The following is a 19,340-nucleotide window of genomic DNA, read 5'->3' as shown; positions in this document are numbered from 1 at the left end:
GATGACGATTTCACGCGGGTGCCGCCTTTCCGGCCAGGCCGGCCGGGCGCAGCAGCAGGACGGCGGCGAGCAGCGCCACCACGCTCACGTCCCCGGCTCCGGCGGTGCCGTAGTAGTTGACGAACTGCTGGAGCAGGCCGACGGCGACCGCCGCGGCGAACGCGCCGGTGACCGAGCCGAGGCCGCCGATGACCACCACGATGAACGCGAAGATCAGCAGGGAGGCGCCCTGCCCCGGTGAGATCGAGCTGAAGTACATGCCGGCGAGGATCCCGGCGAGCCCGGCGAGCGCCCCGCCGATCGTGAACACCAGCGTGAACGCGTTGCGTACGTCGATGCCGAGGGCGCTGACCATGTCGCGGTTCTCCACACCGGCCCGGATGACCAGGCCGTACCGGGTGAATCGGAGGAACGCGAGCAGGCCGAGGAGCACGAGCACGGCCGCGCCGATGAGCAGGAACCGGTCGGCCGGCACCTGTGCGCCGGCGATGCTCACGACCGACGACGCCCAGGCGGGGCGGGGGAAGACGCGGGCGTCGGCGCCCCACACCGACTGGAGCAGCGCGACGCCGGCCAGTGACAGCCCGACGGTGACGAGCACCTGTTCGGTGTGTCGTGTGTACAGCGGCCGGATCAACACGAGTTCGACGAGCGCGCCGGTGGCGGCGGCGACGGCGATGCCGAGCAGCACGGCCGGGGCGAGCCCCCAGCTCTCGGAGACGGTCCAGGCGGCGTAGGCGCCGACGGACAGGAACAGTCCGTGCGCGAAGTTCAGCACTCCGGCCAGGCCGAACACCAGCGACAGCCCGGAGGCGATGAGGAAGTAGAGGGCGGCCAGGCCGAGCCCGGTGAGTGCCAGCAGGACCACGGTGGACATGTCAGTGCCTCCCGGCGGTGGTTCCGACGCCGAGCAGCGACCGGGTCGCGTCGGCGTCGGAGAGCAGGTCGGCGGCGCGGCCCCGCCAGGCGGTGCGCCCGGCCTCGAGGACGACCGCGTCGGTGGCGAGGCGGCGGACCACCGCCAGGTTCTGTTCGACCAACAGGATCGGTACGCGCGTCGCGACCCTTTCCAGGACGGCGGCCACGGCGGTCACCACGGCCGGGGCGAGTCCCTTGGTGGGTTCGTCGACGAGCAGCAGCCGGTTGGGGTTGAGCAGAACCCGTGCGATGGCGACCATCTGCTGCTGCCCGCCGGACAGGGTGCCCGCCCGCTGCCCGGCCCGCTTCCGGAGCTCCGGGAAGAGATCAAAGACAAGGTCAAAATCCGGGGATGGTACGCGGACCGCGAGCCGAAGGTTCTCCGCCACCGTGAGCCCGGCGAACACGCACCGATCCTCCGGCACGTAGCCGAGCCCGTCGCGGACCAGCCGGTGGGTGGCCCTGCCGAGCGCCGGCCGCCCGCCGAACAGGACCTCCCCGCTGGCCGGCACCTCGCCGAGGACGGCGCGCAGCGTGGTGGTCTTGCCGACGCCGTTGCGGCCGAGCAGCGCGGTGACCCCGGTTTCGGCCACGTCGAACGCGACGCCCTGCAGGATGTGCGAGCCGCCGAGGCGTACCGACAGGTCGTTGATCTTTAGAATCACAGCGATTCTCCCAGGTAGGCCTCCTGCACGAAGGGGTCGGCCATCACCGCGTCCGGGGTGTCGCAGGCGAGCAGCGCCCCGTGGTGCAGGACGGCGATCCGGTCGGCGACGTCGAGCACCACGTCCATGTGGTGTTCCACCATGAGCACGCTGCGGCCGCTCTCCCCAGCCAGGCCGCGGATGACGGTGACCAGGGCCGGCACCTCCTCGGCGCTGACCCCGGCCATCGGCTCGTCGAGCAGCAGGACGCTCGGTTCGGTGGCCAGCAGCAGGGCGATCTCGAGTTTGCGTTTCTCACCGTGGGCCAGCGATCCGGCGGTGGCCGAGGCGCGCGCGCTCAGCCGTACCTCGGAAAGGATCTGTTCGGCCCGGCCGGTGACCTGCCGGTCGGAGCGCCGGCGCCAGGCGCGCGTCGCGCCGCCGCGGCGGGCCTGGACGGCGAGCGCGACGTTCTCGGCGACGGTGAGCGAGCCGAAGACGGCCGATGTCTGGAAGGTGCGGCCGAGGCCGAGGCGGGCCCGCCGGTACGGGGCCAGCCCGGTGACGTCGCCGCCATCGAGCAGGATCCGTCCCGAACTGGGCCGCCGCAGCCCGCTGATCAGGTTGAACAGGGACGTCTTGCCGGCGCCGTTGGGCCCGATCAGCGCCATGAACTCGCCCGCCGCCAGTTTCAGGGTCACGTCGTCGACGATCGGCACGGCGCCGATGCGCCACGACACGGACTCGACCGTGACAGCGGTCATCGGGCTCAACCCTTCATCGCCGCCGCGGGCGGGGCGGCGTCGTCGGCGGAAACGGTTCCCGTTGCGGTCACGGCGTCGGCGCCGGTGAGCTTGGCCTGGAACATCGGCTGGAGCAGGGCGTGGTCCTCGGCGCGGACGGTGAGCCTGCCCTTGACCGAGTCGAAGCCGTACCCCTCCAGAGCGGTGACCATCCTGTCGACGTCGTCGGGGCTGCTCTGTAACGCGTGGACGATCATCTGGGCGGCGGCGAACCCGTCCGGGTGGAACAGGTCGGTCCTACCGCCCGGCACGGCGGCCTTCAGCGCCTGGTAGGCGGCGTTGTCGGCAGCGCCGTCGAAGTAGTGGGCGAGCAGGTTGAGCTTGGTGCCGCCGGCGCCGAACCCGGCCCAGGAGGCGCGGATGTCGAGCCCGGTGACGACCTTGGTGGAGGCGAGGACGCCCTGCTGGTCGAGGGCCTGCCACATGGCGCCCGCGGTGGTGCCGGCCCAGGCCACGAAGACGAGGTCGGGCGCGGCCGCCTTGATCTGGCTGGCGAACGGGGTGAAGTCGGTGGCGTTGGCGGGCACCGCGATGTCGGTGACGGTGGCCCCGGCGCCACCGAGGACCGCGGTGACGGCGTCGGCGTTCGACTTGCCGAACGCCGAGTCCGGGGCGAAGACCAGCACCTTCTTCCCGTCGCCGAGGAACGTCCGGGCGGTCAGCACGTCCTGGTACGACTGGCGCCCGGACCGGAACGTGTACCTGTTGAGGCCGGTCAGCCCGTCGGTGGCGGCCGGCCCGGAGACGAAGAGCACCCTGTTCTCGGCGGCGAGCGGCGCGACCTGCAACGCGACACCGGACGAGGTGGATCCGCCGAGGACCTGGTAGCCCTTGCCGATCAGGTCCTTGGCGGCGGACACCGCCTTCACCGGGTCGCCGGCGTCGTCGACCCAGGTGACCTCGACGGCTCGGCCGCCGATCCGGCCGGTTCCGCCGGTCGCGTGGGCGAGGCCGGCCTTGAAGCCCTCGGCGTACTGGGCGCCGTAGGTGGCGAGCGGCCCGGACTGGGAGTAGACGATGCCGACCTTGAGCGGGCCGGAGCCGCCGTCGGTGGCGGCCTGTGGGCTGCCGCACGCGGCCAGGGAAAGGGTCACCGCCGCGAGGACGGAAGTCGTGCGAACTCGGTTCATGTGGCCACACGCTAGAAACACGGCCGCATCAAAACCACGGGCGTCGATCACACGGGGTGGCGGCCGGATGTGTGGGCCGCACACATAGCCGCGGGAACGGCCCGGCCCGTACGTTCACCGCCATGACGACGGCACGAGTGGTCGACCTTGATCTGACCGGCCGCACCGCGCTGGTGACCGGCGCCGGCAGCGGCATCGGGCGCGCCTGCGCCGAACGGCTGGCCGCGGCCGGCGCGGACGTGGTGGTGGTGGACATCGACGAGCGGGCGGCGAAGGAGGTGGCCGCCGCGACCGGGGGCCGGGCGTTCCCGGCGGACCTGTCCGATCTGGACCGTGTGGACGAGCTGCCGGCACAGGTGGACGTGCTGGTCAACAACGCCGGGTTGCAGGTGGTGGCGCCGTTGACCGAGTTCCCGCCGGACAAGTTCTCGCTGATCCAGAGGGTGATGGCCGAGGCGCCGTTCCGGCTCGTCAAGCTGGTGCTTCCCCACATGTATCAACGTGGATGGGGCCGGATCGTCAACATGTCGTCGGTGCATGGACTGGTGGCGTCGCCGTACAAGGCCGCCTATGTGAGCGCCAAGCACGCCATGGAAGGGCTGTCCAAGGTGACCGCGCTGGAGGGGGCCGCGCACGGCGTCACCTCGAACTGCATCAACCCCGGATTCGTACGGACGCCACTGGTCGACAAGCAGATCGCCGACCAGGCCGCGGTGCACGGCATCGGTGAGTCCGAGGTGATCGAGCGGATCCTGCTGGCCCGGGCGGCGATCAAGGAGCTGGTCGACCCGGCGGACGTCGCGGAACTGGCGGCCTACCTGTGCACGCCGCCGGCCCGGCTGATCACCGGATCGTCGATCACCATCGACTGCGGATGGACGGCACACTGACGTGATGGAAGAGATCGACATCGCGGTGACCGGCGGGAAGCTACGAGTGGTGAGCTGGCCGGGGGACGGTCCGGTGGTGCTGGCCGTGCACGGGATCACGGCCAACGCGCTGTCCTGGACCTCGGTGGCCCGGGAGTTGCGCGGACGCGTACATCTGATCGCTCCTGATCTGCGGGGCCGCGCGGGAAGCGCGCATCTGCCCGGACCGTTCGGCATGGCCGCGCACATCGCCGACCTGATCGCGGTGTCCGAACATCTCGGCGTCGAGCGGCCCGCGCTCGTCGGTCATTCGATGGGCGCCTTCGTGGTCGCGGTCACCGCGGCCGCCCATGACGTCGGCCCCGTGCTGATGGTCGACGGCGGGATCGCGCTGCCCGTGCCGCCGGGCGTCGACGTCGACACGGCGCTGCACGCGGTCATCGGCCCGGCGATGCGCCGGCTGTCGATGACGTTCGACGACGAGACCGCCTACCTCGACTACTTCCGGCAGAACCCGGCGCTGGGCGACCACTGGACGCCGGATCTGGCGGCCTACATCCGCCGCGACTTCACCGGCACCGGGTCGTCCTGCAACATCGACGCCATCCGCGCCGACGCGCACGACATGCTGACCAACCCGATCCCGGCGCCCCATCCCCTGCTGTGGGCGCCGCGTGGACTGATGGATGAACCGCGTGGACTGTATCAACATGACCAGTTGACCGGAGTTGACGCCGAGTTGATCCCCGACGTCAACCACTACACGATCCTGCAAGGGACGGGAGCCCGGCGTGTCGCTGAACGGATCATTAGTCTCAGCTCATGACCGCCGACCTGTCCGTGCTGGAGGCGCTGCACTCCACCCCGGCCCGCCGCTACCTGTCCACCGAGCCGATCACCGACGACGTGATCCGGGAAATCCTCGACGCCGCGATCCGTGGCCCGTCCGCCGGCAACGGCCAGTTCTGGGCGTGGATCGTGGTCCGCGACCCGGAGACGAAGAAGCGGATCGCCGGCTGGTATCGGAAGGGCTGGGAACGCCACTACGGCTCCCGCCGCGAGCAGATCCTGAACGCGCCCGAGGGCGGCCCGATGAGCAAGGCCAGCTTCCTGGCCGCCGACCATCTGGCCAACCACCTGGAGGAAGCCCCCGTCTGGGTCTTCCCGGTCCTGCTCGGCGCCGCGAAGTCCACCAACCCGCGGCTGGGCTCGTCGATCTACGGCGCCGTCCAGCAGCTGATCCTCGCGGCCCGCGCGCACGGCCTCGGCGCCACACTCACCACCCTGCACATCGGCCACGAGGAGGAGGTCCGCGAGCTGCTCGGCCTGCCCGAGGACGCCCTCACGATGGCACTGATCCCGCTCGGCTACCCCGCGAAGGGCCGCTGGTCCCAGCCGAAGCGCCGCCCACTCGACGAGGTGGTCCATTTCGAGAAGTTCCAAACCGCCTGATGGTACGGGTGGACTGAACCGCTTCTCGTACTCGCGCGGGCGCGCTGCGGCGCAGGGCCGCAGCGCACCCGCCGCGACCCGGCCCACCCGCGGGAACCTCGGACCCCGGCTGGCCGTCAGGGCTGTGTCAACGCCCGCGAAACAGCCCGCACGGCCAGCCGGTCATGATCGTCGGCCCGGCGTGTACAGAGGACGCCGGCCGGGTTCCGGCGGCGGCGCGGGACTGCCATCATGTCTCGATGACGGACGGTCGCCGGCCCACGGACAGCCGGTCGTCCGTGACCGTCGGCGTGCTCGCGGGCGCCGCCCTCGGGACCGTCACCAACGTCTTCACCAACACGTTCCCGGCCGACTGGAAGTGGGCCGGCGACGTGAAGCTGATGGGCGCGATCTTCGTGGGCTGCCTGGTGCTGTCGATCACGGTGGCCGTCCGCCACCTGCGGCGCGACCCGGACACGCCGGGCGGCGGCCGTGCGCTTCTCGACTTCGTCACTTCCCGGTACGCCCGCGACTACCGGCGCTGGGTCAGTGAGAGCCGCCGCAACCTGGACGCCAAGGGGCTGAACATCATCGGCCCGTTCATCCCCGAGCTGGACGCCAGTTTCGTCCGCCTGGCGCTGACGTCGAGCGCGCCCGGCCAGGTGGGTTCCGGCATGGTGCCGACCGCCCGGGAGAACGGCCGCGATCGTACGATCTGGTATTTCCTGAACCGCCGGCGACGCGTCGTGCTCGCGGTGCTCGGCGCGCCGGGCAGCGGCAAGACCACCCTGCTGAGCCATGTCGCGCGGCGGACGGTCGAGGCGAACCGTGCGATGACGCGCCCGGTCCCGGTGTGGCTGCAACTGCGCGACCAGGCCAAGGCCATCGTCGCCGACCCGGGCGTCTCACTGCCCAGCCTGATTCGTGACTCCATCCCGGACTCGGTCGGTCCCGAACCGGCCCGCTGGTGGGAGAAGCGGCTTCGCGCCGGCCGCTGTGTGATCCTGCTCGACGGGCTCGACGAGGCGGGCGAGGCCGGGACGCGCCGCGACGTGGCACTGTGGATCAACCGGCAGGTCGCGGCGCATCCGGGCAACGACTTCGTGATCACCTCACGGCCGCCCGGCTACCGCAACGCGTTCGTCGACGCCACCGAGACGGTCCAGGTGCTGCCGTTCGGCCGGCCGCAGGTCCGCGCCTTCCTGGAGAAGTGGTACACCGCCGCGGAACGGCACGACGCCGACAACGACGGGCACGCGGTCGCCGCCGAACGCGGGAGGGAGGCGGCCGCGCACCTGTTGAGGCAGATCGACGCCATTCCCGGCCTGACCGACCTCACCGCGAACCCACTTCTGCTCACGATGATCGCCAACGTGCACCGGTACGGGAAGCAGCTCCCGGAGAACCGCGCCATGCTCTACCGCGAGGTGTGCGAGACGATGCTGGGCCGCCGCGACGAGGCACGCGGCCAGATCGTCGCGCTGGCGCTCCGGCAGCGGCTGATGCTGCTCGGCCGGCTCGCCTTCGAGTGGATGCGGCAGGGAATCCGCGGCCAGGACCGGCGCACCCTGGTCCGGACGGTGCAGCCCTGGCTCGACGAGACCGCGCCCGGGATCACCGCCGAGCGGTTCCTGGAGGACATGGAGGCGACCGGCCTGCTGCCGGTCCCCGACCTGGAGAACTTCGCCTTCACCCACCAGACCTTCCAGGAGTACCTGGCCGCCGCCTACATCGCCGAGAGCGGCCTGCACCACCTGCTCACCGAGGTGGTCGACGATCCGTGGTGGCGGGAGACCATCCTGCTGTACGGGGCCGGCGAGGACCCGAACCCGATCGTGGCGAGCGCCGTGCGTTCGGGGACCCTCGTCGCCCGTTCCCTGGCCTTCGAGCTCGCCGAGTCCGACAACCGCGTCGACCGAGGGCTGCGTAACGACCTGGACCGCCTCCTGCACCGCGGTCTGCGGCCGGACGCCGACGCCGCGGACCGGGCTCTGGCGCTCGACGTCCTCATCGGCCGCACGCTGCGCGCGATGGTGACCACGCCGGACGGCACCCGGATCAGCCGGTGGCCGATCACGACCGAGCTGTACGAGCTGTTCTGCTCGGAGACCGGCACGCCCTTCATCGAAGGCACGGAACCGGCCGACCCGGACGCGCCGGCCCGCGGCGTCTGGCGCCTCGACGCGGAGGCGTTCCTGGCCTGGATCAACGCGCTCGTCGCGGCCGGACCGCGTAGCGGCAAGGGCATCGTGTTCCGCCTGCCGACCGCCGCGGAGGTCGCCACAGCGCACCCGGCCCAGCCGGTGTGGGTCACGGACGAACGGTGGGCGGTTCGGTACCCGGACAAGAAGGCGCCGGTCGTCACCGCCGGCGCGCTGCTCGACGCGCTCAGCGCGGACCTCGCCGGATCGCGCCTGCTCGACAAGGGTCTGGAGGACCTGGCGGCCCGCCAGACCGACCTGGTCCGCCGGTCCATGACCGAGATGAACCATGTCGCCGCCCAGATGGCCGAACTCGTCAGGGAGAGCACCCGGTACGTCCGGTCCACGGACACGGACAACACGCCCGGGAACCGGACCGGCGGCATGGTGGAGGATCTACGAGACAGAGCCGAACGCCTGCACGCGGAACTCGGCCGACTGGAGACCGTGCTGCTCGGGATGTCCGACCGTCGCCGGGCCTCGGCGAGATGGGGAGACCTGGTGGTCGACCTCGGCCGGGTGCAACGGGCGCTCAAGTCGGCGGAGCCGGGCAGCACGCCCCGCGCCATGGGGATCTTCCCGATCATCCGCGCGGAATTCGAGGAGATCGGCACCGTGGTCATCCGGATCCGGTCGATCGCCCGCGGCGCTTTCCCGGCCGTCGAACGACAGTCACCGATCGACCACGTCCTCGAGCCGATCTCCTACCGCAACCTCGCGCTACCGGTGTCGGCCGGGCCCGGCGACCCGGTACGCATCGTGGCCGAGTCGCTGCTGCCCGACTGCCAGGTCAAGGCGAATCGGTTCCCGGTCGACCTCAGTGGTCTGGTGGCCAGGCTCGGGGCGATGCCGGATCGCCTCGGATCGCCCGCCGACGCCTCGTTCTTCGAGGCGGCGCTGGACCGGCTGCTCCGGATGGCTCAGCCGATCGTGACCCGGGAGCGCCTGATCACTCCGGCGGACGCCGCCGCCATCCGCGCTCCCGCACTGGTCCTGGCCCGCTTCGCGCAGAAGGCCGACGACAACCGCCTCACCGCCACCCTGATCGAGCTGGCCGCCGCCACCTGCCTGTTGGAGGAGCGCCGCCGCCACCCGGGGCTCCTGGAGACGCTGATCCTCGCCCACGACTGAGCCGGGCGCGGGCCGAAGAGGCGGCGAGAGCAACGGGCCGGCACGGGTGAGGCAGGCGCGGGCCGATGACGCGGCGAGGGCGACGGGCCGGCACGGGTGAGGCGTCAGCGGGCCAGGGTCCAGTAGTGGCCCTCCGCCTCCAGAAGGGTGTCGTGGGTGCCGGACTCCAGGATGCGGCCGTGGTCGATCACGGCGATCTGGTCGGCGTCGCGGATCGTCGACAGGCGGTGTGCGATGGTCACCGTGGTGCGGCCGTGGGACAGCTCGTCGAAAGCGCGCTGGACGGCGCGCTCGGTCTCGTTGTCCAGGGCGCTCGTCGCCTCGTCGAGGACCAGGATGCGGGGGTCGCGCAGCAGGGTGCGGGCGATCGCGATGCGCTGCTTCTCGCCGCCGGAGAAGCGGTGCCCGCGGGAGCCGACCATCGTGTCGTAGCCGTCGGGCAGGTCGGCGATCAGGTCGTGGATCTGGGCGGCGCGGGCGGCACGCTCGATCTCGGCATCGGTGGCGCCGGGTTTCGCGTAGCGCAGGTTCTCTCGGATCGTGGTGTGCAGCAGATACGTCTCCTGGCTGACCACGCCGACCATGGCGGCCAGATCGTCGAGGGCCAGGTCGCGCACGTCGACGCCGTCGATGGTGACCCGGCCGGACGTCGGGTCGTGGAGCCGGGCGATCAGGGCGGCGATGGTGCTCTTGCCGGAGCCGGTCTCGCCGACCAGGGCCAGGGAGGTGCCGGCGGGCACGTCGAGGCTCACGCCGGCGAGCGCGGCGGTGGCGCCGCCGTCGTACGCGAAAGTGACGTCCTCGAAGCGCAGGTGGCCGCGCACCGTGGGCAGGCGCACGGGCTCGGCCGGCTCCCGGATGCCGACCGGCAGGTCGAGGTATTCGAAGATGCGCTGGAACAGCGCGAGGGACGCGGTGAGGGTGACCCCGACGTCGAGCAGGCTCATCAGCGGCCGGAACAGGCCCGCCTGGAGGCCGGTGAAGGCGACCAGGGTGCCGATGCTCATGGCGCCGGCCGCGAACGGCAGGCCGGCGGCGAGGTAGATGGCCGCGGGGATGACGGCGAACACCACGTTCATCGTGGCCATCCGCCAGCGGCCGGCCAGCTCGGACCGCAGCTCGAGGTCGATGAGGCGGGCCGAGGAGGCGGTGAACCGCTCGATGAGCGCGCCGCCGGCGCCCATCGTCTTGGCCAGTTGGACGCCGCTGATGGACAGGCCCTCGTCGATGATGACGTTGAGGTCGGCGAGCTCGCGCTGCCGCTGGGCGGTGATCCTCTGCCGCATGCGGGCGACCCGCCGGGTCCAGTAGATCGCCGGGGGCAGCGCGACCAGCGAGGCGAGGGTGAGCTGCCAGGAGAGTGCGGTCATCGCGACCAGGGTGGCGATGACCGTGGTCAGGTTGGCGGCGACGGACGTGGCGGTGGAGGTGACCACCCGCTGCATGCCGCCGATGTCGTTGGTGATGCGGGACTGCACCTCGCCCGCGCGGGTGCGGGTGAAGAAGCCCACGGACTGCCTCTGGAGGTGGGCGAAGACGTCGGTGCGCAGCCGGTGCATGACCCGCTGGCCGACGGTGGTGGAGATCCACGTCTGCACCACGCCGAGCGCGGAGGTGGCCGCGGCGATGCCGACCATGCCGGCGACCAGCAGCGACAGCAGGCGCAGGTCGGACTGCGGGAGGGCGACGTCGATGACCTCGCGCAGCAGGAAGGGCGAGCCCATCGAGATGACGGACGACAGGACGATGACGGCCACGACGACGGCGAGGTGCCGGCGGTGGCCGGTGAACAGGGCGCCGATGCGGCGCAGGGAGACGGCACGGGCCTGCGCTCTCTCCTCGGCGGTGATTCTGCGGGATTGATCCTTCGGCAAATGGGGCCTCTCTTCGAACGACGGCGACAAGCTGAGGTTACCTCAACATGAGGGAACGAGGGTAGTCACTGCTATTTTGGTCCGGTGGAGGACGACAGCCTGCTGGAATCGTTCTGGGCGGTGACCCGGCGCCTGCGCGAGCGGACGAAGATCACCCTGGAGCCGTGGCACATCTCGCCGTCGCAGTCGCGGGCGCTGGGCGTGCTGAGCAGGCACGGCGAGGTTCGCCTCAGCGTGCTCGCCGAGCGGCTGCACATCGCTCCCCGCTCGGCCACCGAGGTCGTCGACGACCTGCAGCACCGCGGCCTGGTCGAGCGCAAGCCGGATCCGACCGACCGCCGCGCCACGCTGGTCGTGCTCACCCCCGGCGGCGTCGCCACGGCCGCCGCCATCCACGAGGCCCGGGCCACCGAGGGCGAGCGCCTGTTCGCGGGGCTCGACCCGGCCGACCGGACCGAACTGGCACGCATCCTGAACCTGCTACGCGAAGCCCGGTAGGAACTACGCGACGCCCGCCGACGGTGGGCGGGCCACCGCGGAGACGCAGCCGGCCACACCGGCGGCGCAGACCAGGGTGAGGTAGAGGCTGAACGGCACGGTCAGCAGGCCGGCCGCCTGGACCACCCCGACCGCGGCGAGCGCGACCAGGAACCAGACCAGCGACACCCGCGCCACGTGCGCCAGCGCGTCCCGGCCGGCGCCGCCACGGCGGGCGGCGGGCCGGCCGGGATGGATCCGCAGCGACTCGCCGAACTCGTCCGCCACCCGGGCCAGCGACGCGGCGTCGACGGCCGTGCGCATCGCCTTCGCGAAGTCCTTCCACGTGGCGCGCGCTCCGGCATGCCCGGAATCGATCGTGAGGGCCCGCCCGATCGCCTCGCGGGCGCTCAGCGGCCGGCCGATCGCGAACAGCGCCTGACCGTAGGTGACCTGGAGGTCCGCGTCGTACCCGGCCAGGTCGGCGACACAGCGCAGGGTTTCGGCGGCTTCGCCGGGCAGCCCGGCGGCGAGCTGGGCGCGGGCCAGCCGGTTGTGCAGGCGGGGGTTGCCGGGGTCCTCGCGGCATGCCGCGGCCGCCGCCGCGATCGCCTCGGCGTGGTCACCGGCCCGCGAGCGGGCGGCGCTCAGCCAGAGCAGCGACTCGGCGCCGTACGGGTCCAGGTTCCAGGCGGCCCGCGCGGCCAGCAGCGCACCGGCGGTGTCACCGAGGTCGAGCCGGGCCCGGGCCATCCGGTGCCAGGCGCCGACGTTCTCCGGTTCCCGCACGACGAACGGGGTGAGCAGCCGTTCGGCGTGCTGGGCACGCCCGCGGGCGAGCAGGGCGTCGGCCTCGGCCAGGAGGGGCTCGGTTCGCACGCCGCTTCGATCGGCAGCCGGCCGCCCGACTTCCGATGATCATCCGGTGCGGCTGCGTTGCAAAATCACGATCAACACCATTCCCGGTACGGAGTGAGCGCTGTCGCGTGGGTGACCACCGATCTACGCCCGGCGGTCGCGGCACGGGCCGGGCCCGGCAGCGGCTCGCGGAGTGCCGGGAAAGGGCTCTCCAGCCCGTACCGATGAAATGGTTCGATCAGTGACTGCGCAGCTCGTCGCGGTAGGAGATGAGCGCGGAGATCATGCCGTGCAGGAACTTCTCGATGGTCTGGAGCTCTCCGACGCCGAACCGGGCCATCACCTCGTCGGTGCGCGGGGAGAGCGGGGCGAAGAACGACAGGGCGAGGGCCATGCCGGCGTCCGCGTAGCGCAGATGGACCACCCGCCGGTCCGCGCTCTCCCGTGATCGCCGCAGGTGGCCGCCGCGTTCCAGCCGGTCGATCAGCGCCGTCGTGGCGCCGGAGGTGAGGCCGATGGCCTCGCCCAGCTTGCCGGGGGTGAGCGGGGCTCCGCGCCGTTCGGCGTGCATGACGGCGAGCAGCGCGTGCAGATCCGTCGCGTTCAGCCGGTGCAGGTGCGCGAAGGCGTGCCCGATGTGATTCGCCTCGCTGCTGTACGTGTTCAACAGGTCGACGAGGTCCCCGCGTAACCGCTGGCGTTCCGCGGTCTCATTGCCTTCCACGGGGTAAGTGTTGCAGATCCCGGCTTCGTCGTGAACAATCTCGATCGTAAAGATTCTCGTTCTTGGAGGCTTTCAGATGAGAAGGGCATGGGCGACGCTTCTGCTGGCCCTGCTGCTCGGCGGGCTGGTCCTCGGTCTCGCCGGTTCCACGGAGACGGACAACGATCCGGCCTCCTCGCTGCCGTCCTCGGCCGAGTCGACGAAGGTCGCCCAGCTCCAGAAGGAGCTGCCGTCCGGGCGGACCAACCCGGCGCTGATCGTGGTCGCCAAGGGCGGGCAACCGCTCTCCGACGCCGACCTGGCGACGGTGCAGGCCCTGGGCCGGCCGATCCTGTCGGAGGACCGCAAGGCCGCCCTGATCACCGTGCCGCTGGCGACCACCGGTGACTCCGCCGCCACCATCGACGCGGTGAGCGACCTGCGCGAGAAGGCCTCCACCGGCCTGCCGCCCGGCGTCACCGCCCAGGTCACCGGCGGGGCCGGCTTCAGCGCCGACCTGGCCGACAGCTTCAGCGGCGCCAACACCAAACTGCTGCTCGTCACCGTCGTGGTGGTCACGGTGCTGCTGCTGATCACGTACCGCAGCCCGATCCTGTGGATCGTCCCGCTGTTCGTCGTCGGGTTCGCCGACCAGCTCGCCGCCAAGGTCGTCGCCCTGCTCTCCCAGCACACCGACCTGGCCGTCAACGGTTCCACCACCGGCATCGTCACGGTGCTGGTCTTCGGCGCCGGCACCGACTACGCGCTGCTGCTGATCTCCCGCTACCGGGAGGAGCTGCACAGGTACGAGAACCGGTTCGAGGCCATGGGCAAAGCCCTGCGCGGCGCCGGCCCGGCCATCGCGGCGAGCGCCGGCACCGTGATCCTGGCCCTGCTCACCCTGGTGCTGGCCACCCTGAAGAGCAACACCGCGCTGGGCATCACGTCGGCCGCCGGTGTCGCCATCGCCGCCGTGTTCGCCCTGGTGGTGCTGCCGGCCGCGCTCGTGGTCTGCGGCCGCGGCCTGTTCTGGCCGTTCATCCCGCGGGTCGGCGAGTCCGGTCCGGAGGACGGCAAGGGCATGTGGGCCAAGATCGGCCGGGCCGTGGTGCGCCGCCCGGTCGCGGTGACCGTCGTGTCCGCCGTGGTGCTCGGGCTGCTGTCGCTCGGCGGCCTCGGCACCCGAGTCGGTCTGTCGCAGACCGAACAGTTCCGGGTCGAGGCCGAGTCGGTGCAGGGCCTGGAAACGCTCTCCAAGTACTTCCCGGCCGGCGCCGCGGGGCCGGCGGTGGTCCTGACCACTCCGGACCAGTCCGAGAAGGTGCTTTCGGTGGTTTCCGCCACTCCGGGCGTCGCCCAGGCCCGCATCGCCGAGGAGACCCCCACCCGGGTCAGCATCAGCGCCGTGCTGGAGGCCGCCCCGGACACCGCCGAGGCCTTCCAGACCATTCGCGACCTGCGCGAGAACCTCGACGGCGACGCACTGGTCGGTGGCACCGTCGCGACCGCCATGGACACCCGGGACGCCGCCCGCCGCGACCTGATCGTCATCGTCCCGGTCATCCTCGCGGTGGTGTTCCTGGTCCTGGTCGCCCTGCTGCGCGCCCTGGTCGCCCCGATCCTGCTGATGATCACCGTGGTGGTCAGCTTCCTGGCCTCGCTGGGCGCCGGATCGTGGCTGTTCCGCAACGTGTTCGACTACCCGGCACTGGACAACGCGGTCCCGCTGTTCTCGTTCCTGTTCCTGGTGGCGCTCGGCGTCGACTACAACATCTTCCTGGTCACCCGGGCCAAGGAGGAGGCGGCGACCCGGGGCACCCGGGACGGCATGGTGCACGCTCTCGCGGTCACCGGCGCCGTCATCACCAGCGCCGGCATCCTGCTGGCGGCGGTGTTCGCGGTCCTCGGGGTGCTGCCGGTGGTCACGCTCACCCAGATCGGCGTCATCGTCGGCATCGGAGTGCTCCTGGACACGCTGCTCGTGCGTACCGTCCTGGTCCCGGCCCTGGCCACGCTCACCGGCGACCGGTTCTGGTGGCCCGGCCGCCCGGCGGCCGTCGCGGCCGGAACCATTCCCGCGCCGTCCCGGCCGCACACCGACTGGGACGCCGTCAACCGGGCGAAACTCGCCGAGACGGCGGACGGCCCGAAGGGCTGAGGCTTCACTCACCGCCAGAGAAGGACGCCGGGTGGTCCCTGTCAGGGGCCGCCCGGCGCCGGCGTTTCCGCCACCCTTCCCACAAATCCTATGTAGTCGATAGGATGAGTAGCCATGAACGAGGGCGTATACGACGAGCGCAGACTGCGCGATTTCCTTGCCGGGCGGACCCGTGGCTTCTCCCGGCGGAACCTGCTGGCACTCACCGCCGCGGTGGGCGCGGGCGCGGCGATCCCCGGTCCGGCGCTGGCCGCCGGCCCGATCGTCAAGCCGCTGCCGCCCGAGCTGTTCCGGCAGTTGGGAACCAACGCGGAGACCAGATGGTCGGCGCTCAGGGACCAGGGCTACTACGTCCCGGTGGACCGGTTCTTCGTCCGCAACCACACCGTCACGCCGACGATCGACGCCTCCACCTGGTCGCTGGAGCTCTCCGGATCCGGGCTCTCCCAGGCCGCCCATTTCAGCCTGGACGACCTGAGGAAGCTCCCCCGCGAAACCCGGCCGGTCGCCATCGAGTGCGCCGGTAACGGCCGCAGCTATTACACCTCACAGCAGGGCCAGACCGTCTCCGGTACGGCGTGGGGCCTGGGCGGCATCGGTGTCGGCAGGTGGACCGGCGTCCGGCTGTCCACCGTGCTGCGCCGGGCGGGCATCTCGAGGAAGACCGTCGACGTGCAGCCGGTCGGCCTCGACCCGAACTTCGTGAGCGGCGGCGTCGACCTCGGCCCGGTCCGCCGGCCGTTCCCGGTCGGCAAGGCGTTCGACGACGTGCTGCTCGCCTACGAGCTCAACGGCGAACCACTGCCGCCGGATCACGGTTTCCCGGTCCGCGTCGTCGTCCCGCACTGGATCGGCATCTCCTCGATCAAGTGGGTGGGCCGGATCGAGGTGTCCACCGAGCCGCTCTTCTCACCCTGGAACACGCAGTTCTACCGGCTGTTCGGCGAGGGCTACCCGGCCGAGGGGCAGCCCTTCGACCGGCAGGTGATCAAGAGCGCCTTCGAGCTGGACCCCGGCACGACCTTCACCGCCGGGGTCCGGACGCGACTGACCGGCCGGTCCTGGTCGGCGGACGGCCCGATCCGGCACGTCCAGGTCTCCACCGACGGCGGTACGACGTGGCGGCGCGCCCGCCCGTACGGCGCCACCCCGGGCGGGGTCTGGCAGCGCTGGGAGGTCGACTGGACGCCGGCGGCCGGGCAGCACACGTTGCTGGCGCGGGCCACCGACGTCCGCGGCAACACCCAGCCCGACGCGGCCCGGCACAACACGCTCGGTTACGTCTTCGACGCGGTGGTCCGTGTGCCGGTGAGCGCCGTGTGACGCGGCCGGCGATAACATGACCCATGTCGTCGAGAAAGGCCACGTCCAACGACGTCGCGGCGGCGGCGGGCGTCTCCCGCTCGGCGGTCTCGTTCGCGTTCAACAACCCACAGCGGATCTCGGTGGCGACCAGGGAGCGGATCCTGGCCGCCGCCGAGCGGCTGGGCTACACGCCGGACCCGCTGGGCCGGATGCTGCGGGCCGGCACCACCAACTCGATCGGTGTGCTGCTGCCCCAGCGGCTGGCCTGGATCCTGGAGAACCCGTACTACTCCCGTTTCCTGATGGGCGCCGGGCAGGTGTGCGATCAGGAGGGTTACACGCTGCTGCTCACCCCGCCGCTGCAGGACTCGGTGCTCAAGGCCATTCCGTACGCCGCGGTCGACGGTTTCGTCGTCTGCGGCCTGGAGGCCGACCGCGGCGAGGTGGCCGAGCTGAGCCGGCGCGGCATCCCGTTCGTGCTGATCGACAGCGACCGGGTGCCGGGCGCGCCCAGCGTCGAGGTCGACGACCGGGGCGGCGCCCACGAGGTGACCCGCTATCTGCTGGATCTCGGCCACCGGCGGCTGGCCGTGCTGTCCATGGACCCGGGCGCCGCGGTGACCGAGCGCGGCTACCGGGGGCCGCTGGCCCGGCGGATGGCCGGGATCGCCGACGCGCTGGCCGAATGCGATCTCACGATGGCCGACGTCCAGCTGACCGAGGTGCCGGTGACCCGCGCCGAGGGCTACCGGGCGACCCGGGACCTGATGGCCGGTGGGCGCGCTCCCACCGCTATCCTCGCGCTGTCCGACATCCTCGCGTACGGGGCCGTGGATGCCTTGCAAGAACTTGCAATCAAAGTGCCCTCAGAGGTGTCCGTGACCGGGTTCGACGACCTCTCCGAGTCGGCCTGGTTCCGTCCCCGGCTCACCACCGTCCGGCAGCCGATCGTCACCAAGGGGCGGATGGCCGCGGAGTTCCTGATCTCGGCGATCAGGGGTGAGGAACAGCACCCGCACCAGGTTCTCGGCACCTCGCTGATCGTCCGGGAATCAACCACAAAACCGGCATAACGGACCTCTGCAAGAACTTGCTGCAAGAAAGCAAGCCTCGGGCTATGTAACACGTGTTAGTTTCTTGCTAGCGTTCGTCGCCATGACGGACCAACTGATCGCACCGCCCACCGTGGAGGCGCCCCCGGCATCGTGGTGGCGCAACGCGGTCATCTACCAGATCTACCCGCGCAGCTTCGCCGACTCGAACGGCGACGGCATCGGCGACCTGCCCGGCATCAGCAGCCGGCTGCCGTATCTGCGGGATCTCGGCGTGGACGCGGTGTGGCTCTCCCCCTTCTACGCCTCACCCCAGGCGGACGCGGGTTACGACGTCTCGGACTACCGGACCGTCGACCCGATCTTCGGCACCGTCGCCGACGCCGAGCAGTTGATCGCCGGCGCGCACGCCCTCGGTCTGCGAGTCATCGTCGACCTGGTTCCCAACCACTCCTCGGACCAGCACGACTGGTTCAAGCGGGCGCTCGCCGAGGGCCCCGGCTCGCCGTTCCGCGAGCGCTACCACTTCCGCCCCGGCAAGGGCGCCGAGGGCGAACTGCCGCCCAACGACTGGCCGTCGATCTTCGGTGGCCCGGCCTGGACCCGGGTCGAGGACGGCGAGTGGTACCTGCACCTGTTCGCCCCCGAGCAGCCCGACTTCAACTGGGAGCACCCGGCCGTCCGGGACGAGTTCAAGACCATCCTGCGGTTCTGGCTCGACCTGGGCGTCGACGGCTTCCGGGTGGACGTGGCGCACGGCATGGTCAAGGAGGCCGGCCTGCCCGACCTCGGCGACACCGGCGAGTGGCACCTGCTCGGCGCCGGTGAGAGCCCGTTCTTCGACCGGGACGGCGTGCACGAGATCTACCGCGACTGGCGCAAGATCCTCGACGAGTACCCCGGCGAGCGCATCGCCGTGGCCGAGGCGTGGGCGCCGACGCTGGCCCGGGTCTCCAACTACGTCCGCGACGACGAACTGCACCAGGCGTTCAACTTCAGCTACCTGGGCACCGCGTGGAACGTGCACGAGCAGCGCCAGATGATCGAGGACTCGCTCGCCGCGATGCGCGAGGTGGGCGCCCCGACCACCTGGACACTGTCCAACCACGACGTGGTCCGCCACACCACCCGCCTGATGCAGAAGATCGACGGCGAGGCGGCCGGCCGCAAGCCCACCGCGGTCGACGACGCGGCCGGTCTGCGCCGCGGTCGCGCGGCCAGCACGCTGATGCTCGCCCTGCCCGGTTCGGCGTATCTCTACCAGGGCGAGGAGCTCGGCCTGCCCGAGGTCGTCGACCTGCCGCCGGAGGTGCGCCAGGACCCGGCGTTCCACCGGGCCGCCGGCCAGGACGGCTACCGCGACGGCTGCCGCGTGCCGATCCCGTGGAGCGGTTCCGAGGCCCCGTACGGCTTCGGCCCCGACGGCGGCACGAGCTGGCTGCCGCAGCCGGACTCGTGGGCGGCCCTCAGCGTCGCGGCGCAGGCCGGCGCCACCGGCTCGACCCTGGAGCTGTACCGCTCGGCCCTCGCGATCCGCCGCACCGACCCGGCGCTCGCCCCCACCGACAACCTGCGCTGGGTGCCCGCACCGGCCGGCGTGCTCGCCTTCGAGCGCGAGGTCGAAGGCGCGCCGGTCTTCCGCTGCACGGTCAACATGAGCGACCAGCCGGTCGCCGTCGGCCGCCCCGGCGAGCTGCTGCTGACCAGCGGCCCGATCGACGGCACCAGCGACAATGTGGTCCTCCCCCCGGACACCACCGTCTGGTGGTCCCTCTAGGACGGATTC

Annotated in this window: 16 protein-coding genes; 9 read left to right on the top strand and 7 right to left on the bottom strand. The window is 71.5% G+C overall.

Features of this window, described 5'->3' with window-relative positions:
- Positions 1-10 precede the first annotated feature (10 nt).
- Genes KZ829_RS13260 through KZ829_RS13245 form a run of 4 tightly spaced genes read right to left on the bottom strand, consistent with a single transcriptional unit; the run spans position 11 to position 3,495 of the window.
- The gene (locus KZ829_RS13260; RefSeq protein ID WP_183222176.1) at positions 11-877 is read right to left on the bottom strand and encodes a branched-chain amino acid ABC transporter permease; all 867 of its coding nucleotides are present in this window, start codon (positions 875-877) and stop codon (positions 11-13) included.
- 1 nt (position 878) lies between these two features.
- A complete protein-coding gene (locus KZ829_RS13255; protein WP_372453865.1) occupies positions 879-1,583 on the bottom strand; it encodes an ABC transporter ATP-binding protein in 705 nt (234 codons plus the stop codon).
- Positions 1,580-2,326, bottom strand: a complete 747-nt coding sequence (locus tag KZ829_RS13250) for an ABC transporter ATP-binding protein (protein ID WP_220144173.1) — start codon at positions 2,324-2,326, stop codon at positions 1,580-1,582. Before KZ829_RS13250 ends, KZ829_RS13255 begins: the two co-directional genes overlap by 4 nt.
- A gap of 5 nt (positions 2,327-2,331) precedes the next feature.
- A complete protein-coding gene (locus tag KZ829_RS13245) occupies positions 2,332-3,495 on the bottom strand; it encodes a substrate-binding domain-containing protein (RefSeq protein ID WP_220144172.1) in 1,164 nt (387 codons plus the stop codon).
- A 122-nt stretch (positions 3,496-3,617) separates the two neighbouring features.
- On the opposite strand from KZ829_RS13245, the gene KZ829_RS13240 reads away from it, so the two are divergent.
- The 4 genes from KZ829_RS13240 to KZ829_RS13225 all read left to right on the top strand — a co-directional run bounded on the left by KZ829_RS13240 (position 3,618) and on the right by KZ829_RS13225 (position 9,127).
- A complete protein-coding gene (locus KZ829_RS13240; RefSeq protein ID WP_220144171.1) occupies positions 3,618-4,385 on the top strand; it encodes a 3-hydroxybutyrate dehydrogenase in 768 nt (255 codons plus the stop codon).
- A 4-nt stretch (positions 4,386-4,389) separates the two neighbouring features.
- Positions 4,390-5,190: an alpha/beta hydrolase gene (locus KZ829_RS13235; protein WP_220144170.1), complete on the top strand. Its 801-nt coding sequence runs from the start codon at positions 4,390-4,392 to the stop codon at positions 5,188-5,190.
- Positions 5,187-5,816 carry a nitroreductase family protein gene (locus KZ829_RS13230; RefSeq protein WP_220144169.1) on the top strand — a complete coding sequence of 210 codons (630 nt, stop codon included), beginning with the start codon at positions 5,187-5,189 and terminating at the stop codon, positions 5,814-5,816. Before KZ829_RS13235 ends, KZ829_RS13230 begins: the two co-directional genes overlap by 4 nt.
- A gap of 239 nt (positions 5,817-6,055) precedes the next feature.
- Positions 6,056-9,127 carry an NACHT domain-containing protein gene (locus tag KZ829_RS13225; RefSeq protein ID WP_220144168.1) on the top strand — a complete coding sequence of 1,024 codons (3,072 nt, stop codon included), beginning with the start codon at positions 6,056-6,058 and terminating at the stop codon, positions 9,125-9,127.
- Between the two features lie 104 nt (positions 9,128-9,231).
- On the opposite strand, the gene KZ829_RS13220 is transcribed toward KZ829_RS13225, so the two are convergent.
- The gene (locus tag KZ829_RS13220) at positions 9,232-11,001 is read right to left on the bottom strand and encodes an ABC transporter ATP-binding protein (protein ID WP_281428115.1); all 1,770 of its coding nucleotides are present in this window, start codon (positions 10,999-11,001) and stop codon (positions 9,232-9,234) included.
- Positions 11,002-11,085: 84 nt separating this feature from the next.
- Between KZ829_RS13220 and KZ829_RS13215 the strand changes: the two genes are divergently transcribed.
- Positions 11,086-11,499, top strand: a complete 414-nt coding sequence (locus tag KZ829_RS13215; protein WP_220144167.1) for a MarR family winged helix-turn-helix transcriptional regulator — start codon at positions 11,086-11,088, stop codon at positions 11,497-11,499.
- 3 nt (positions 11,500-11,502) lie between these two features.
- Here KZ829_RS13215 and KZ829_RS13210 read toward each other — a convergent pair whose 3' ends face one another.
- Positions 11,503-12,357: a tetratricopeptide repeat protein gene (locus KZ829_RS13210; RefSeq protein ID WP_220144166.1), complete on the bottom strand. Its 855-nt coding sequence runs from the start codon at positions 12,355-12,357 to the stop codon at positions 11,503-11,505.
- Between the two features lie 217 nt (positions 12,358-12,574).
- Positions 12,575-13,060: a MarR family winged helix-turn-helix transcriptional regulator gene (locus tag KZ829_RS13205; protein WP_220144165.1), complete on the bottom strand. Its 486-nt coding sequence runs from the start codon at positions 13,058-13,060 to the stop codon at positions 12,575-12,577.
- Between the two features lie 76 nt (positions 13,061-13,136).
- Between KZ829_RS13205 and KZ829_RS13200 the strand changes: the two genes are divergently transcribed.
- The 4 genes from KZ829_RS13200 to KZ829_RS13185 all read left to right on the top strand — a co-directional run bounded on the left by KZ829_RS13200 (position 13,137) and on the right by KZ829_RS13185 (position 19,331).
- A complete protein-coding gene (locus KZ829_RS13200) occupies positions 13,137-15,197 on the top strand; it encodes an MMPL family transporter (protein WP_220144164.1) in 2,061 nt (686 codons plus the stop codon).
- Between the two features lie 114 nt (positions 15,198-15,311).
- Positions 15,312-16,520 (top strand): molybdopterin-dependent oxidoreductase, encoded by a 1,209-nt coding sequence (locus tag KZ829_RS13195; RefSeq protein WP_220144163.1) that lies wholly within the window; start codon positions 15,312-15,314, stop codon positions 16,518-16,520.
- Positions 16,521-16,543: 23 nt separating this feature from the next.
- The gene (locus tag KZ829_RS13190; protein WP_220144162.1) at positions 16,544-17,575 is read left to right on the top strand and encodes a LacI family DNA-binding transcriptional regulator; all 1,032 of its coding nucleotides are present in this window, start codon (positions 16,544-16,546) and stop codon (positions 17,573-17,575) included.
- A gap of 82 nt (positions 17,576-17,657) precedes the next feature.
- Complete coding sequence (locus KZ829_RS13185; RefSeq protein WP_220144161.1) at positions 17,658-19,331, top strand: glycoside hydrolase family 13 protein; 1,674 nt, start codon at positions 17,658-17,660, stop codon at positions 19,329-19,331.
- The last annotated feature ends 9 nt before the right edge of the window (positions 19,332-19,340 follow it).

Source organism: Actinoplanes hulinensis, assembly GCF_019429605.1.
GTDB classification, from domain to species: Bacteria; Actinomycetota; Actinomycetes; order Mycobacteriales; family Micromonosporaceae; genus Actinoplanes; species Actinoplanes campanulatus.
This window is presented reverse-complemented; position numbering and strand designations above follow the sequence as displayed.

Coding starts and splice junctions, on each gene's coding strand:
- KZ829_RS13245 (WP_220144172.1), bottom strand. CDS start 3,495: ATGAACCGAGTTCGCACGACTTCCGTCCTCGCGGCGGTGACCCTTTCC.
- KZ829_RS13250 (WP_220144173.1), bottom strand. CDS start 2,326: ATGACCGCTGTCACGGTCGAGTCCGTGTCGTGGCGCATCGGCGCCGTG.
- KZ829_RS13185 (WP_220144161.1), top strand. CDS start 17,658: ATGACGGACCAACTGATCGCACCGCCCACCGTGGAGGCGCCCCCGGCA.
- KZ829_RS13230 (WP_220144169.1), top strand. CDS start 5,187: ATGACCGCCGACCTGTCCGTGCTGGAGGCGCTGCACTCCACCCCGGCC.
- KZ829_RS13240 (WP_220144171.1), top strand. CDS start 3,618: ATGACGACGGCACGAGTGGTCGACCTTGATCTGACCGGCCGCACCGCG.
- KZ829_RS13235 (WP_220144170.1), top strand. CDS start 4,390: ATGGAAGAGATCGACATCGCGGTGACCGGCGGGAAGCTACGAGTGGTG.
- KZ829_RS13190 (WP_220144162.1), top strand. CDS start 16,544: ATGTCGTCGAGAAAGGCCACGTCCAACGACGTCGCGGCGGCGGCGGGC.
- KZ829_RS13200 (WP_220144164.1), top strand. CDS start 13,137: ATGAGAAGGGCATGGGCGACGCTTCTGCTGGCCCTGCTGCTCGGCGGG.
- KZ829_RS13260 (WP_183222176.1), bottom strand. CDS start 877: ATGTCCACCGTGGTCCTGCTGGCACTCACCGGGCTCGGCCTGGCCGCC.
- KZ829_RS13225 (WP_220144168.1), top strand. CDS start 6,056: ATGACGGACGGTCGCCGGCCCACGGACAGCCGGTCGTCCGTGACCGTC.
- KZ829_RS13195 (WP_220144163.1), top strand. CDS start 15,312: ATGAACGAGGGCGTATACGACGAGCGCAGACTGCGCGATTTCCTTGCC.